We start from the raw sequence: 14,221 nt of genomic DNA, 5'->3' as shown, positions 1-14,221 counted from the left end.
GGCCCTTGCGGGCCTCTTGACGACGAAGGTGCGAGACCGCTTACCGCGTCAACGCCGTAAACCCCTCCAGCAACCGCTCGACATCGGCCGCCTGAATCGCGCCCATCGTCGAGATCCGGAACAGTTCCTTCGACAGCCCGCCTTGCCCGGCATAAATCACGAAGCCGCGTGCCTTCAGCCCGTCGTGCAGCGCTTCGTACGTTACACCTTGCGGCAGCCGATACGCACGCAGCACGACCGACGACGCGCCTTCCGGCAGCACCAGCGGCATCCCGCGCGCCGCAAGCCCGGCCTGCGCCTGGTCGGCAAGCGCCTTGTAATGCGCATGCCGCGCGCGCCAGCCGCCAGCCTCGTCAAACTCGCGCAGCGCCTCGACGAGCGCGTAATACGCATGCACGGAAGGCGTAAACGGCGTATTCCGCTGATCCTGCAGCTTCGCAAGCCGCCCGAGATCGAGGTAGTAAGTTCGGCTCGCGGCTTTCACGAGCGCGCTGCGGCGCACGATCACGAACGCCGCGCCCGGCACGCCGTGCAGGCACTTGTTCGCGGTAGCGGCAACGGCGTCGATCACGCCACCGCCGAAATCGATTGCTTCCGCGCCGAAGCTGCTGACGCCATCGACAAGCATCTTCACGCCACGGGCACGACAGACTTCGGCGATCGCATCGAGATCATTCAGCCGGCCCGTCGTCGTTTCATGATGAATCACCGCGACGTGCGAATAACCGCCGGCGTCAAGACGCGCACCGATCTGCGCGAGATCCGGCGCCTGCATCCACTCATGCTTGAGCACGTCATGCGCGATGCCGTACTGCGTGGCGATCTGCGTGATCCGCTCGCCGTACACGCCGTTCTCGATCACGAGCAGCTTGCCGTCCTGCGGCACGAGCGCCGCGATCATGCTCTCGACGGCGGCCGTGCCCGAACCCGTCATCAGCACGGCAGCCCATTCGGCCGGATCGAGTTCGTACGCGGCGACGAGGCGCGCGCGCGCTTCATCCTGCAGGTCGAAGAATTCGCCTTCGCGATGGCACAGATCGGGTTGCAGCAGGCTGCGGCGCACGCGTTCGGTGAGCGTGACCGGGCCGGGGTTCAGCAGCAGCATCAATGGGCTCCTTCAACGTGGGCTTCGGTCTGCTCGGCGCCGATGTGCCGCATCAGACGGGTCTTGACCTCGACCGGCGTGACGGTCGGGCGGGGCAGGCCGTCGGGCACGCCCGTGCGGATCGCCACGCGAACGAACTGCGCACCGGATGGCCGGCCCCCCTCGCTGGTTGAGGCGAGCGTCGCATCGAGCACGTCGAGCGTATCGCCTTCGACCGCCGACGCGTAACCGCAAGCGGCCGCGACGCCCGCGAACGACACATGCTGCGACACCGTCGCCTGGCCGCCCGTCGATTCGTGCGCGCCATTGTCGAGCAGCACGTGCGTGAGGTTGGCCGGGCCGTAGGTGCCGAGCGTCGCGAACACGCCCATGCGCATCAGCGCGGCGCCGTCGCCGTCGACGGCCACCACGCGCAGGTCGGGGCGCGCGAGCGCGAGGCCGAGCGCGAGCGGCGTCACGCAGCCCATCGAGCCGACCATGTACAGCTGGTTCGGGCGATCGTCGAGCGCGTAGAGTTCGCGCCCGCAGAAACCGGTCGATGCGAGCACGACGGTCGAATCGACCGGCGTATGCGCGATCACGCGCTGCAGCGCGTCGTGACGGGTCGGCCACGCGTCGGCCGACGCGGCGCGCGACGACGATTGCGCGGCGACGTGCGCGCGCGGCTTCGCGGCTGGGTTCGCCTTCAGTTCATACGGCGCGACGCTGCCTTTCTGCATCACGAGCGCGTACGGGCGGCCCGTCGCGTCCATGTGCGCGATCGCGCGGTCGAGTGCCGGGCCGACCTGTTCGGGGTCGGTCGGGAACGTCTCCCACGGGATCTCCATCGTGTCGAGCATCGCCGGCGTGATCGGGCCCATCAGCGCATGCTGCGGCTCGTCGGCTACGCCCGGCTGGCCGCGCCACGTGACGATCAGCAACTGCGGCAGGCGGAACGTCCAGGTCAGCGACGTGAGCGGGCTCACCGCGTTGCCGAGCCCGGAGTTCTGCATCATCGCGATCCCGCGCTTGCCGCCGAGCGTCGCGCCCGCGATCAGCGCGACCGCGTCGCCTTCGTTCGCGGCCGACACGTAGTGCAGCGTCGGGTCCTGCAGCACGTAATTGATGAACGGCGTCAGGTACGAGCAGGGCACGCCCGCGTACCAGTCGAAGCCGCGTTCGCGCGCGGCCTCGACGAACTGGGCCGCTTCGATCATTGCGCGCCCCCGTTGCCGGTACCCGGTTCGGACAGCGGCGTCTGGCCGTGCGCGAAGTCGCCCGCGCGACGGAAGTCTTCCAGATCGTTGACGCCGCGCCAGTGGCCGTGCACGTACTGCACCTCGATCTTCTCGCCGGCGGCGATCAGCTCGTTCAGCAGCGACGGGATGTCGAGCGTGTCGAAATCAGGACGTGCCTGCAGCGTCGCGAGCATCGCCTTCAGGCGGTCGACGCCGGCGCCGCGCACGTTCAGCAGACCGATCCAGCGGCCGTGCGGCGTGCCCGCGGCGACGTCGCTCGACACGCGTTGCAGATAGGTCTTCTGGCCGAACAGGCCGCGATCGTCGGCCGCCGAGCAGAGGGCGAAGTCGCGCACGCTCTGATTGGTCTCGGTGAGCGACGAATCGACCACCACGCTGAACTCGGCCTCGCTCTCCGCGAGGTCGCGCACGATGTAGCTGCGGAACAGCAGGTCGCCGTACGAGATCACGGTGTCGCCGGTCAGGCGTTCGGCCGCGCATGCGAGCGACGCGAGCTCGCCGGTCTGCGCGTGGCGCTCGTTGACGACGAGCTTGATGCCCGACGTATCGATCGCATCGGCGCGATAGCCGCCAACCACGGTGATGTCGTTCACGCCGTGCGTCTTGAAGCCGTCGACGAGCCAGCGCAGCAGCGGCTTGCCGGCGACCGGCAGCATGACCTTCGGCTTGTCTTCGGTCACGGCTTCGAGGCCCTTGCCGCGGCTCGCGGCGAGCACGATCGCGGCGTTCGACGCGCGCGACGACGACGACAGGTAGATACGCTCGGCGGCCGAGTACTCGTCGGCGTCCTGCAGGCGGAAGATCTCGTTGACCGACGCAACCCGGTCCTCGACGTTGATCAGCGTTTCGCTTTCGTGGATCTCGCGCGCGGTCGCCTGCATCGCCGATGCCGACGCGCGGATCAGATGATTCGCCCAGATCACGGTGCTGATGCCGGCCTGGCGGAACACGTCGGTCGGCGTGCTGTAGTACTTGGTCGGCACGATCACGAGCGGCGCCTTGCCGCTCCATTCGCGCGCGAACTGCAGGATCTCGTCCGGGCGCGACAGCTTGCTGTGGATCAGGATCGCGTCGGCGCCGGCTTCCGCGTACGCGTTCGCGCGGCGCAGCGCCTCGTCCATCCCCCAGCCTGCGATCAGCGCCTCGACGCGCGCGACGATCGAGAAGTCGGGATCGGTCTGCGAATCCTTGCCGGCCTTGATCTTGCCGCAGAATTCGTCGATTTCCGCGAGCGGCTGGCGCTCGCCGCCGATGAAGCTGTTGGTCTTCGGGAACTGCTTGTCCTCGATGCAGACGCCCGCGATACCGCGCTGTTCGAGCTTCTTCACGAGGCGGCGCACGTTGTTGAAGTTGCCGTAGCCGGTGTCGCCGTCGAGCAGGATCGGCAGGTCGCTCGCATCGGCCATGAACTCGAGCACGTCGACGACCTGGGTCCAGCTCGCTTCGTTGTTGTCGCGCACGCCGAACTGCGCGGAGATCGCGAGGCCCGACGCCCAGATGCCCTTGAAGCCGGCTTCGCGGACGATCCGCGCGGACAGGCCGTTGTGCGCTTCCATCAGGAATTCGAGATCGCTGCTCACGAGCATGCGGCGCAGGCGCGCGCTGCGCGATTCGGTGAAGTTGGGTTCGCGTGCGTTCATCGTGCGGCTCCGGCGGTGGTGCGTTGAATCAGGGGAAGAATGTCTTGTGTCGCGCGTGCGACGTCGTTCGGGAAGTCGATCTCGATCCACGGCGAGCCGGTGACGTCGGCGACGTCGAACGAATGGCCGCCTTCGAGCAGCAGGTCGCGCACGGCTTCCTCGTGCGGCATGTTCGCGCGGCCGCTGTCGACGTAGCCCGCGACGATCGTCGCGAGGCGGCGTGCGGTGCCTTCGGTGAAGCGGAAGAAGCCGACCGATTCGCCGATCGTGTCGTAGTCGAGGTCGACCGCGAGCTGCTTGCGCAGCTCGACCGGCACGCCGTTCTTCAGGCACAGCTTGACGGGTTCGTCGCCGGCCTCGAAGTCGCGGTCGATCAGCAGGCGGTCGACGGTCTTGTCGGCATCGGCCACCAGCGCGTGCAGGATGTTCTCGTCGTACAGCACGTCCGCGTCCATCAGCAGCACGTCGCCGCCGCGCGTCATCGCATCGGCGACGGTATGCACGGTCAGCACGCTGCCGAGGTCGTAGCGGTCGTTGATCACGATCTCGGCGGTGCGGCCGAGGCGCTTGAGCTCCTGTTCGACCTTCTCGTGCTGGAAGCCGAGCCCGAGCACGATGTCATCGACGCCCGCGGCGTCGAGCACGCGCAGATGGCGCTCGAGCAGCGACACGTCGTCGAAGCGCAGCAGGCACTTCGGGAACTGCGCCTCGGGCGGTTGTTGCAGGCGCAAGCCGAGGCCTGCCGCAAGAATGATGGCTCGCATGGGTTCTCCAACCAAAAAGCCGGCGATCTGAACGATCAGTCGGCGAGCGGCTGCGGCGCACGACGCCGCTGCCAGTTTCTTTCACTGAAATGCAGATAGAGCAGGCCGGGCAGGCCGAGCGCGAGTTCGCGCGCGCGCTTCGCGAGAGACAGCGCGAGCGCTGCGTCGGGCGGCAAGCCGACCAGCGGCGCGAGCAGCAGGTAGCCGCCTTCCTGCGCACCGAGCGAGCCGGGGATCGCGAAGGCCGCCCCGCGAATCGCCTGGCCGACGCTTTCCAGCAGCAGCGCGTCGAGCCAGCTGACCGGGTGCCCGAGGAAGTGCAGCGCGAGCCACACTTCCGCGGTGCCGACGATCCAGCCGACGAGGCTCAATGCGAAGGTCTTCGCGACTTTCGCGCGATCGCGGTACAGCGCGCCGACCGCGTCGTCGATCGCGTCGGCGCGCGTGGCCAGCGACGACCAGTCGCGCGGACCGAGCAGCTTCGACGCGAGGCGCAGGCCGCGGCCGAACAGCCCGCGCCGCTGCGCCGCGTAGAACGCGACGGCGAGGGCGCCGAGCACGCCGGTGGCGATCAGCGCGGGCGTGCGCAGATACGCGACCGACTCGTGCGTCGCATACAGGCTGAACGCGGCGATGCCGATCAGCGCGAACGCCATCTGCGCGAGCGCCTGCATCGTCGTGCCGACGGTCATGGCGGCAGCCGCGTCGGCCATCCGCGTGCCGCGCTGCGCGAGGTAGCGCACCATCAGCACGGGGCCGCCGATCTGCCCGGCGGGCAGCAGGCTGTTTACCGATTCGCCGACCCAGCGCGCGCGCAGCGCGTTGCCGAGTTCGGCGCCGGGCTGCCCGCGGCGGAACATCACGGAGATCGCGACCGCGTCGATCGCGAGCGGCACGACGTGGAACGCCGCGACGAGCGCGAGGCCCCAGCCGGCCGCGAGGAGCGTGGACGCTACCGCGCCGACGCCCTGCCAGGCCAGCAGTGCGATGAAGAGTGCGGTCCCGAGGGACAGCAGGATGAGGCCCGCACGTGTCATGACCCGCTCGTGCGTCGCGTGGCCAGTTGCTTGAACACCTGGCGGAAACCGAAATACGCGATCGCGTCCTTCATGTTCGAGATGAAGCGCTTCCACGGCCGCATGCCGGGGTTCGTCACGTATTCGAACGTGAGCGACACGCGCATCTCGTTCTGGCCGAGCGGCGTGATGCGGTGGCGCAGCTTGTCGCCGTCGAACAGCACGATGCCGCCGTCGGCGATCTGCACGGAGCCCGGTTGATCAGGCACGTCCGGGTTGCGCGTATGCAGCTCGTAGTCGAGCCGGCACGACGATTCGTCGATCACGCCGATCAGCATCGTGTAGCGGCGGCCATCGTAGTACGACGTGTCGTAGTGCCAGCCGATGTGGTCGCCGGGCTTCGTGTAGTAATACAGCGCGTACGCGTGCGGATCGTCGTCCGGCGACAGCATCAGCTTGTCGCCGGTGATCTTCTCGAGGAAGGAGAGGAGTGCCTTCGAGCGATACAGCTCGGCGATGTACGGCGCCTGCTCGTCGATCGTATGGCGGCTCACGCTGCCGCCCTGCTTGTGGCCGGGCAGGTAATTGCGGTTCAGGCCGGCCTGCATCGCACGGGCCGCGTTCGCGAGCTTCGCGTGCGCGTCGGCCGGCAGGAAGGTGTCGAGGTAGAGGAACGAGCCCTGGCGCGTGTAGTCGCCGCGCAGGCGGTCGAGGTCGAGCTGGCCGACGCGGTCGGCCACGGTGCGATCGGGATCGGCCGCGGCCGCGCGCACGGGCGCGGGGCGTGCCGGGCTCAGCACGGAATCGTCGCGCGTGCTAGGAGTCATTTGGAAGCCTGGATTTCGGTTGGGTTCTGCGCGGCCGGGGGCTGCGGGAGGTTGCCGCGCCGCACGATGCGCCACCAGTCGATCACGACCCAGGCGGCGAACAGCGGGGCGCCGATCGACGCCGCGAGCAGGAACGGCTCGACGCCGTCGACGAGCGTCACGATCGGCAGCAGGTACAGCACGTCTTCGGTCTCGAAGCCGCCGGCGAACGCCTGCTTGGTGCCGGCCTTGCCGGCGATCGATTCGATCCGCATGCGCAGGAAGAAGATCAGCGCGACGGCCGCGCCGGCGACCGCGCCGAGCAGCACCGGCGACGCGGCCATCTGGCCGCCCTGGGCGACGATGCCGACGCCCATGCTGACGAACAGCGCGACCGTGACGAGCGCATCGGCCGCGAGGTCGTAAAAATGACCGATTTTGCTGGACTTGCCGCTGATGCGCGCGAGTTCGCCGTCGGTGTGGTCGACGAAGTTCGACAGCACGATCAGGAACGCGCCTGCATTGCCCCAGACGAAGCCGCCGTGCGCGAGGCACCAGGCGCCGGCGAGGCCGATCAGCAGACGAAGGGTGGTGAGGTGATTCGGCGTGACCGGCGTATCGACGAGCGGCCGGACAAGCGAGCGCGCGAGCCGCGCATCCCAGGTGCGTGGCGGGGGCGGCTCGGGGCGTTTGACGGTTTTTCTTTGGTCCATCGGCGAAATATATACGGAATTGTAATTTGTTGCTTTTTATTCGATCAATGTCCTGACATGCGGGAGTGTTACCGCGTCTTGCAGGCATCGGCCGGTTCAAAAACGCACCCGCGAACGACGCGGCCGACCGGGCGGCCGGACCCGTCTTCCAGTGTGGTTCGCGTCGCGCGACTGTCAAGGCCGGACGGGCCTCGCAGGCCGGCGAGGCGGTGTTTTTCGCGCCGCCCGGCCGGTGTCGCGCAGCCCATGCGACCTTGATCCCCGTCAGCGCCGGAAAAACCGCATCGGGCGACAATCGGCCGCGCCGGACGGGTCGCGGCGATGACCGAGCCGAACGTCGCCGATGTCGATGCAGACCGGTCGATCGACGCGCGACGGCCGGCGATCGCGAACCGGCGATTCGCCCGATGCTTTCGTGCACCTTTCGTGGGTGTCCGGGGCGGGCGGATCGCCTGTCACAGAACGGTCGTTCGATACCCGGCAAATCCGGCAAGGATCTTTTGCATCCAGCGGACATTTCGCGGCGATCGCCTCTGCGATACTCCGACCGTGCCTGTGGTGCCGGGCCGCCCCTCGCGGCCCCAAGGGCTTCGCGTCGCTCAGGAGACACCCCCCGCGACGTCAACGACAGACCCAAGCGTCAGATAACCAGCCATGTCTTCTTCACGCATCCTCGCTCCCGCCCTGCGTTCGCTCGTCCGCACCGCCGACGAAGCCGCCGCGCTGATCCGCCCCGGCATGACCGTCGCCATGAGCGGCTTCACCGGGTCGGGCTATCCGAAGGCCGTGCCGGCCGCGCTGGCCGCCCACATCGACGCGGCGCACGCGCGCGGCGAGGACTTCCGGATCAACGTGCTGACGGGCGCATCGACCGCACCGGAACTCGACGGCGCGCTCGCCCGCACGAACGGCATCTCGATGCGGCTGCCGTACCAGTCCGACCCCACGCTGCGCGACAAGATCAACGGCGGCGAAGTCGATTACCAGGACGTCCACCTGAGCCACGTCGCGCAATACGCATGGTTCGGGCTGTACGGCGATCTCGACGTCGCGATCGTCGAAGTCGCGGGCATCCGCGAGGACGGGTTGCTGATTCCGTCCGCGTCGATCGGCAACAACAAGACCTGGCTCGAGCGCGCGAAGCACGTGATCCTCGAAGTGAATACGCGGCAGCCGCTCGGCCTCGACGGGATGCACGACATCTATTACGGCACCGCGCTGCCGCCGCACCGCAAGCCGATTCCGCTGACGAAGAGCGACGACCGGATCGGCGAGCCGTACCTGCGCTGCCCGGCCGACAAGATCGTCGCGATCGTCGAGACCGACGCGCCCGATCGCAGCAATGCATTCTCCGCGCCGGATGCGACGTCCAAGCAGATCGCGCTGCAGCTGATCGACTTCCTGCGTCACGAAGTGAAGCGCGGCCGCCTGCCGGAAAACCTGCTGCCGCTGCAGTCGGGCGTCGGCAACATCACGAACGCGGTGCTCGCGGAACTCAGCTCGGCCGGCTTCTCGAACCTGACCGCCTACACCGAGGTGATCCAGGACGGCATGCTCGACCTGCTCGACGACGGCACGCTGAGCTTCGCGTCGGCCACCGCGCTGTCGCTGAGCCCCGCCGCCGTGCAGCGTTTCGCCGACGAAATCGCGACGTTCCGCGAGAAGATCGTGCTGCGCCCGCAGGAGATCAGCAACCATCCGGAACTCGTGCGCCGGCTCGGCTGCATCGCGATGAACGGGATGATCGAGGCCGACATCTACGGCAACGTGAATTCCACGCACGTGATGGGCACGAAGATCCAGAACGGCATCGGCGGCTCGGGCGACTTCGCGCGCAACGGCTACCTGTCGTGCTTCATGTCGGCGAGTACCGCGAAGGGCGGCGCGATCTCGCGGATCGTGCCGATGGCGAGCCACGTCGACCATACCGAGCACGACGTCGCGGTCGTCGTCACCGAACAGGGGCTGGCCGACCTGCGCGGCCTGTCGCCGAAGCAGCGCGCGCGCAAGATCATCGCGACCTGCGCGCACCCGGACTACCGGCCGATGCTCGAGGACTACTTCGAGCGCGCGTCGCGCGAGAGCTTCGGCAAGCACACGCCGCATCTGCTCGCCGAAGCGCTGTCGTGGCACGAGCGCTACGTGCGCACCGGGTCGATGAAGGCCTGACGGGGCCTGGGACGGGCGCAGGCGGGCCCGTCAATCCATCGCCGCATGCGCGACGTCGACGCTCGCCACTTTCTGCGGCGGGCGGATCAGCAGCAACAGCGGGATCATCAGCAGCGTCGCGACGCGCGAGATCTTTCCGCAGATGCTGGAGGTGGGCGATACCGCCGCCGATGACGGGCTGCGCGGCTTCACGCCCGACGAGCGCGATACGCTGGTGCGGCTGACGGTACGCCGGTGCGCGGGTCAACCGGCCAGCGCCGCGAGCGTGTACGCCGCAACGTAGAGCCCCACGCCGTACGACAGATGCGTGACGAGGCTGTGCCGGCGCGCGACGCCCGGCCGCGGCGTGCGCGACGCCGCCATGCCGAAACCGAACGCCGGATGCATCACGAAGAACGGCGCGGCCACGCTCGCGAGCCCTGCCACGAGGGCGGGGAGCAGCGTCGGCGCGTCGATCCACGCCGGGCCGGCGATCAGCACGGGCAGTGCCGCGAACGCGATGCCGATCGCGTAATGCGCGACCCATCCGAGCACGCGTTCGCCGGGCACGGGCGCGGCGGCGACGATCGACGCATGCCGGAACCGGCCGTGCGTCATGTGGCCGAGCCAACGGCCGACCAGCGCGTAGTCGAGCGACGGAATGCCGAACGCACGCCGCCGGAACAGCGTCCACAGATCCATCACGAGCGTGGCGCCCGCGCCGATCAACAGCAGTTTGAGGAGGGCATCGGGCGTGCTCATCGCGCCCCTCTACAGCGGGCGGTGATGGCGATGCGGTACAGCGGAATACGACGCGGTTTCAACGGTTTCATGACGGTTGGGGCTTGTCTTCGTGGAGTCGGACGACTATCTTGCAACTTCAAGTTCACTTGAGGTCAAGCATGAGCCGACTGGACATTGCGGACGTCGCGCGGCGCACGGGATTGCCCGCGTCGACGCTGCGCTACTACGAGGAAAAGGGACTGATCGTTCCGATCGGCCGGCACGGGCTGCGGCGGCAATACGACGAGTCGGTGCTGGAGCGCCTGGCGCTGATCGCGCTCGGGCGGGAGGCCGGGTTCTCGCTCGACGACATCCTCGCGATGGTCGGCGCGGAGGGGCGGCCCGCGATCGACCGCGCGAAGCTCGACGGCAAGGCCGACGAGCTCGATCGCACGATCCGCCGTCTCGGCGCGGTACGCGACGCGCTGCGGCATGCGGCCGTGTGCCCGGCCGTGAACCACCTCGAATGCCCGTCGTTCCAGAAGCTGCTGCGCATTGCCGCGCATCGTCATCCGGCGCGCCGCGCGAAGGCGGAAGGTGCGTAGGCGGCGAGCCTGCGCGAAGCGGGCGGTGCGGTAGCGGTGCGGCAGGAGAGGCTACGTGGCGACGTAACGCGTTCGACCCGTCGAATCGCGAAAAGGCGACGCGGCCTGTGCCGCCTTCGACGTCAGCGAAACCGCCGACGCCGGCATCACCCTGCGTAATACACGCGGCATTCCATCTCGCGCCCGCGCACGATCCGCTTGCCGGCGAGCGCGCCGTACGTTCCGGTGAACACGGTGCGCTGGTGCTCGCATTGCACGGCGTCGTAGAAGTAGAGCGACACCCAGTCGGTCGGGCGCCCGGCTTCCGGCGTGCGCATGGCCGCATGCTGGCTCAGCACCGTGAAATGCCAGCCGCCCTTGGTCATGTGCATCACGGGCGGCGGCACGTAACCGTCCGCGTTCAGGCGCCGGTGCGCGAGCGTCGGCAGCACGCCGGCGGCCGCCTTGTTGCGGTACTGGCGATCGATGTAAAGCAGCAGTTCGACGGGCGGCTCCGTGCCGGGGCCGGCATGTCGCATATGGCCTTGCCAGCGCCGGCGGCGGCTCAGCACGTCGTCGAGCGCGGCGCGGATGCCGACCGCGCGTCGCGGGCCGACGCCCGCGATCGTTTCGAGCTGGCCGTTGCGGGCCGCGCGTTCGAGCTCCTCCAGCGTGTCGATGTGCAGTGCGTCGTGAATGCGCAGCGCGAGCGCGTGGCCGATGCCCGGCACCGCTTCGAAGGCGGACGCGCGTTCCGCGTCGCCGCGCAAGCGGTCGAGCTGGCGCCAACGTCCCGTGACCAGCAACTCGGCGATCGCCTGCGCGACGCCCGCGCCGATGTCGGGCAGCGCGCCGAGCGCCTCGACGCCGCCGGTTTCGAACACGCCGCGAATGTCGCGGTCGAGCGCGTCGACCGTATCGGCCGCCGCGCGGTACGCGGCGACCCGATACGGGTTCGCGCCCTGGTCGACGAGCCACTGCGAGGCCTCGCGCAGGCAGGCCGCGACAGTCCGGTTTTCCTCGTACGTCTGGCTGACGGTCGACTGCATGGCAAGAGACCCGGAAAGCACAAACGGAATGGACGCGGCGCGCGACGCGCCGGTCGGCTGTCAACCATTGTCGCGACGCGCGATGAAGAAAACTTGATGCGCGTCAATGGCAAACGTAACACAGGCGCGCGGCGCACGGTCGTGCCGGAGTGCGGCATGACCGTGCGCCGTGCGCGATGCGGTTACGCGTCGAGAAACGACTGCGCGTTCTCGGCCTCGGCGGCCGTACGCAGCGCGGCGAGCGCCCGTTTCTCGATCTGCCGCACGCGCTCCCGCGACATCCCCGCATCCTGCGCGATCGCGTCGTAGGTGTCGGGCTCGGCGCCGCCGAGGCCGAACCGCCGGCGCAGCACGTCGGCCTCGGTCGGCGTGACCGAACGCAGCAGCGCCCGTACGCATTCGCGCATGCGCGTGTCGGCCAGTTGCTCGAACGGGCTGGCCGATGCCTGATCCTCGATCAGCTCCACGAGGCCGGTGTCCGCGTCGGGCAGCGGCGTGTCGAGCGAGACCGGCTCGGCGGGCAGCGCGAGCACCGCGCGCAGCTTGCCTTCGTCGAGGCCGGTTTCGGCCGCGAGCTCGGCCGGCGTGGCCCGCCGGCCGGTGCGCTGCCGAAAGCGCAGCGCATGCCGCTGCACGCGCTGGTACTGGTCGCCGACGTGCACCGGCACGCGGATCGTGCGCGAACGATCCGCGACCGCGCGCGCGATCGCCTGGCGAATCCACCAGGTTGCATAGGTCGAGAACTTGAACCCGCGCCGGTATTCGAATTTCTCGATCGCGCGCATCAGGCCGAGGCAACCGTCCTGCACGAGGTCGGACAGGTCGACGCCGCGGTTCAGGTACTTGCGCGCGATCGACAGCACGAGCCGCAGGTTCGCCTCGAGCATCGCCCGCGTCGCGTCGCGGACCTTCTGCTGGCCGTCGCTCAGCGCGGCTGCGAGGGCGCGCCGCGCGACCGCGTCGAAGCCCGCGGCGTCGGTCGCCGACGGATCATCGCGGGCGGTGGCGAGTGCGCGCACGGCACGACTTGCGTCGTCGACGGCCGGCGCGACCCACGCGAGCGAACCCAGCAGGGTCGCCACGTGGTTGCGCGCGTCACGGTAGTCGGCCGAACGGCTGCCATGCGTATGCAACGCGTCGCGCAATGCCGACACCGCTGCGTGCAGCGCGTCGTAGCGGGCGGGCGCGGACGTTTCGCGATCCTCTTCATCGGGCGATCCGGTTGCACCCGTCGCGCGATGGCGCTCGAGCAGCGCGTCGACCGCGGGCGGATAGCCGGCAATCGCATGCAGTATCTGATGGCGGCCCGTCTCGATCTCGCGGGCGAGCACGATTTCGCCTTCGCGCGTGAGCAGCGGCACCGCGTGCATGCGCCGCATGTACAGCGCGAGCGGATCGGTCGACGCGCTCGTGCCGCGCGCGAGGTCGCCGAGCATGGCGCGGCCTTCGTCGAGCGCGTCGCGATCGACCTCGACCGGCGCCGCGCCGGCGAACGGTGCAGGCACGGCCGGCTCGTCGAGTACCGCGATGCCGATGTCGGCCAGCGCGGCGCGCACGACCTCGAGCGCGTCGGGGCTGTCGCTTTCGGGCGGCAGCGCGTCGACGAGGTCGGCGTGCGTCAGATAACCCTGCTCGCCGGCAAGGGCCAGCAGCTGGATGATCGGATCGAGCGGTGTGTCCGCCCGGGGAGTGGGGCGTGGCGTAGTCATGTCGATGGCGGCGCGAGCCGCGTTCCTGTCAGGGCGGGCCGAAGCTCGCCGGTTTGCGGTTGCCGGTGGACCGCGGACGCCCGTCCGCGCCGGTCAGCCCGACATCGTCCAAGTTGAGGGCATTTGCGCCAACTTCAACGCCGGCGCCGCGGACGGGCCAGCACGCGGCGTGCCCGCGCGGCCGTCCGGCGCAGGAAACAAAAAGTAACCGATCATACGCGCGGAAATCTGCAGGGGACGTAAGCTAGAGTCAGGCGCGCGCCCGGCGGCGGCGCGCGGATTCTGCTGGAGTACGAGATGAACCCGATTTCCGCCGCGAGGCCCGCCGTCGTCGCGCTGGCCGCATTGACGCTGGGCGGCTGCTACTACACGAGCCCGTACGGTTATGCACCTTATTACGCGCCGGTGCCCGCCACGGTGACGCAGCGCGAGATCCCGGCCGCGCCGACTGCGTCCGGTCCGGCCGCGTCGACCGTGCCGCAGGCGCAGGTCGACGCCGGCACGGCGGTGCCCATGTACGTCGCCCCGGCCTACGTGCCGCCACCGTATCCGTATTACTACCCGGCGTACTACTCCGGCTGGTACGGGCCGCCCGTGACGATCGGCTTCTGGGGCCGCTGGGGCGGCGGATACTGGGGCGGGCGCGGCGGGTACTGGCATCGTCCGTGGGGCGGCGGGCATTGGGGTGGCGGTCACTGGGGTGGCGGCCATCGGCACTGACCGGCG

Annotated in this window: 13 protein-coding genes and 1 pseudogene; 3 read left to right on the top strand and 11 right to left on the bottom strand. The window is 69.1% G+C overall.

The window, feature by feature from the left end:
* Nucleotides 1-40: 40 nt before the first annotated feature.
* The 7 genes from J8I33_RS02750 to J8I33_RS02720 are packed head-to-tail and all read right to left on the bottom strand — an operon-like array spanning nt 41 to nt 7,282.
* Complete coding sequence (locus tag J8I33_RS02750) at nt 41-1,105, bottom strand: 2-aminoethylphosphonate aminotransferase (protein WP_124554117.1); 1,065 nt, start codon at nt 1,103-1,105, stop codon at nt 41-43.
* Entirely contained in the window at nt 1,105-2,301 is a 1,197-nt protein-coding gene (aepY, locus tag J8I33_RS02745; RefSeq protein ID WP_089489270.1) for a phosphonopyruvate decarboxylase, read from the bottom strand. The genes J8I33_RS02750 and aepY overlap by 1 nt, the downstream gene beginning before the upstream one ends.
* Nucleotides 2,298-3,983, bottom strand: coding sequence for a phosphoenolpyruvate mutase (aepX, locus tag J8I33_RS02740; RefSeq protein WP_089489271.1), 1,686 nt, complete (start codon nt 3,981-3,983; stop codon nt 2,298-2,300). Before aepX ends, aepY begins: the two co-directional genes overlap by 4 nt.
* Complete coding sequence (locus J8I33_RS02735; RefSeq protein WP_050010761.1) at nt 3,980-4,747, bottom strand: phosphocholine cytidylyltransferase family protein; 768 nt, start codon at nt 4,745-4,747, stop codon at nt 3,980-3,982. The genes aepX and J8I33_RS02735 overlap by 4 nt, the downstream gene beginning before the upstream one ends.
* A gap of 35 nt (nt 4,748-4,782) precedes the next feature.
* On the bottom strand, nt 4,783-5,784 hold the full coding sequence (locus J8I33_RS02730; RefSeq protein ID WP_050010763.1) for a TIGR00374 family protein: 1,002 nt from the start codon (nt 5,782-5,784) through the stop codon (nt 4,783-4,785).
* Nucleotides 5,781-6,590 (bottom strand): 2OG-Fe(II) oxygenase, encoded by an 810-nt coding sequence (locus J8I33_RS02725; protein ID WP_209932907.1) that lies wholly within the window; start codon nt 6,588-6,590, stop codon nt 5,781-5,783. Before J8I33_RS02725 ends, J8I33_RS02730 begins: the two co-directional genes overlap by 4 nt.
* Nucleotides 6,587-7,282, bottom strand: a complete 696-nt coding sequence (locus J8I33_RS02720) for a CDP-alcohol phosphatidyltransferase family protein (protein ID WP_209932905.1) — start codon at nt 7,280-7,282, stop codon at nt 6,587-6,589. Before J8I33_RS02720 ends, J8I33_RS02725 begins: the two co-directional genes overlap by 4 nt.
* A gap of 654 nt (nt 7,283-7,936) precedes the next feature.
* On the opposite strand from J8I33_RS02720, the gene J8I33_RS02715 reads away from it, so the two are divergent.
* Nucleotides 7,937-9,451 (top strand): acetyl-CoA hydrolase/transferase family protein, encoded by a 1,515-nt coding sequence (locus J8I33_RS02715; RefSeq protein WP_124650982.1) that lies wholly within the window; start codon nt 7,937-7,939, stop codon nt 9,449-9,451.
* A gap of 30 nt (nt 9,452-9,481) precedes the next feature.
* Here the strand turns inward: J8I33_RS02715 and J8I33_RS02710 are convergent.
* A pseudogene (locus J8I33_RS02710) lies at nt 9,482-9,586 on the bottom strand (multidrug transporter); the annotation flags it as partial.
* A 108-nt stretch (nt 9,587-9,694) separates the two neighbouring features.
* Nucleotides 9,695-10,192 carry a DUF2938 domain-containing protein gene (locus J8I33_RS02705; protein ID WP_209932902.1) on the bottom strand — a complete coding sequence of 166 codons (498 nt, stop codon included), beginning with the start codon at nt 10,190-10,192 and terminating at the stop codon, nt 9,695-9,697.
* 140 nt (nt 10,193-10,332) lie between these two features.
* Here J8I33_RS02705 and J8I33_RS02700 point away from each other — a divergent pair, with 140 nt between their 5' ends.
* Nucleotides 10,333-10,758, top strand: coding sequence for a helix-turn-helix domain-containing protein (locus tag J8I33_RS02700; protein ID WP_050010773.1), 426 nt, complete (start codon nt 10,333-10,335; stop codon nt 10,756-10,758).
* 146 nt (nt 10,759-10,904) lie between these two features.
* Here J8I33_RS02700 and J8I33_RS02695 read toward each other — a convergent pair whose 3' ends face one another.
* Both J8I33_RS02695 and J8I33_RS02690 read right to left on the bottom strand, forming a co-directional pair.
* Nucleotides 10,905-11,786 carry a helix-hairpin-helix domain-containing protein gene (locus tag J8I33_RS02695; protein ID WP_124650978.1) on the bottom strand — a complete coding sequence of 294 codons (882 nt, stop codon included), beginning with the start codon at nt 11,784-11,786 and terminating at the stop codon, nt 10,905-10,907.
* 182 nt (nt 11,787-11,968) lie between these two features.
* Nucleotides 11,969-13,495 carry a sigma-70 family RNA polymerase sigma factor gene (locus J8I33_RS02690; protein WP_124554123.1) on the bottom strand — a complete coding sequence of 509 codons (1,527 nt, stop codon included), beginning with the start codon at nt 13,493-13,495 and terminating at the stop codon, nt 11,969-11,971.
* 297 nt (nt 13,496-13,792) lie between these two features.
* Between J8I33_RS02690 and J8I33_RS02685 the strand changes: the two genes are divergently transcribed.
* Nucleotides 13,793-14,215, top strand: coding sequence for a hypothetical protein (locus J8I33_RS02685; RefSeq protein ID WP_124594644.1), 423 nt, complete (start codon nt 13,793-13,795; stop codon nt 14,213-14,215).
* Nucleotides 14,216-14,221 lie beyond the last annotated feature (6 nt).

The organism is Burkholderia sp. AcTa6-5, from assembly GCF_017815075.1.
GTDB classification, from domain to species: domain Bacteria; phylum Pseudomonadota; class Gammaproteobacteria; order Burkholderiales; family Burkholderiaceae; genus Burkholderia; species Burkholderia sola.
The sequence above is the reverse complement of the archived record's forward strand: the minus strand, read 5'-3'. Positions and strand labels throughout refer to the sequence as shown.

What these genes read in the sequence shown, in the direction of transcription:
- J8I33_RS02750 (WP_124554117.1), bottom strand. Translation starts at nt 1,105, where the DNA reads ATGCTGCTGCTGAACCCCGGCCCGGTCACGCTCACCGAACGCGTGCGC.
- aepY (WP_089489270.1), bottom strand. Translation starts at nt 2,301, where the DNA reads ATGATCGAAGCGGCCCAGTTCGTCGAGGCCGCGCGCGAACGCGGCTTC.
- aepX (WP_089489271.1), bottom strand. Translation starts at nt 3,983, where the DNA reads ATGAACGCACGCGAACCCAACTTCACCGAATCGCGCAGCGCGCGCCTG.
- J8I33_RS02735 (WP_050010761.1), bottom strand. Translation starts at nt 4,747, where the DNA reads ATGCGAGCCATCATTCTTGCGGCAGGCCTCGGCTTGCGCCTGCAACAA.
- J8I33_RS02730 (WP_050010763.1), bottom strand. Translation starts at nt 5,784, where the DNA reads ATGACACGTGCGGGCCTCATCCTGCTGTCCCTCGGGACCGCACTCTTC.
- J8I33_RS02725 (WP_209932907.1), bottom strand. Translation starts at nt 6,590, where the DNA reads ATGACTCCTAGCACGCGCGACGATTCCGTGCTGAGCCCGGCACGCCCC.
- J8I33_RS02720 (WP_209932905.1), bottom strand. Translation starts at nt 7,282, where the DNA reads ATGGACCAAAGAAAAACCGTCAAACGCCCCGAGCCGCCCCCGCCACGC.
- J8I33_RS02715 (WP_124650982.1), top strand. Translation starts at nt 7,937, where the DNA reads ATGTCTTCTTCACGCATCCTCGCTCCCGCCCTGCGTTCGCTCGTCCGC.
- J8I33_RS02705 (WP_209932902.1), bottom strand. Translation starts at nt 10,192, where the DNA reads ATGAGCACGCCCGATGCCCTCCTCAAACTGCTGTTGATCGGCGCGGGC.
- J8I33_RS02700 (WP_050010773.1), top strand. Translation starts at nt 10,333, where the DNA reads ATGAGCCGACTGGACATTGCGGACGTCGCGCGGCGCACGGGATTGCCC.
- J8I33_RS02695 (WP_124650978.1), bottom strand. Translation starts at nt 11,786, where the DNA reads ATGCAGTCGACCGTCAGCCAGACGTACGAGGAAAACCGGACTGTCGCG.
- J8I33_RS02690 (WP_124554123.1), bottom strand. Translation starts at nt 13,495, where the DNA reads ATGACTACGCCACGCCCCACTCCCCGGGCGGACACACCGCTCGATCCG.
- J8I33_RS02685 (WP_124594644.1), top strand. Translation starts at nt 13,793, where the DNA reads ATGAACCCGATTTCCGCCGCGAGGCCCGCCGTCGTCGCGCTGGCCGCA.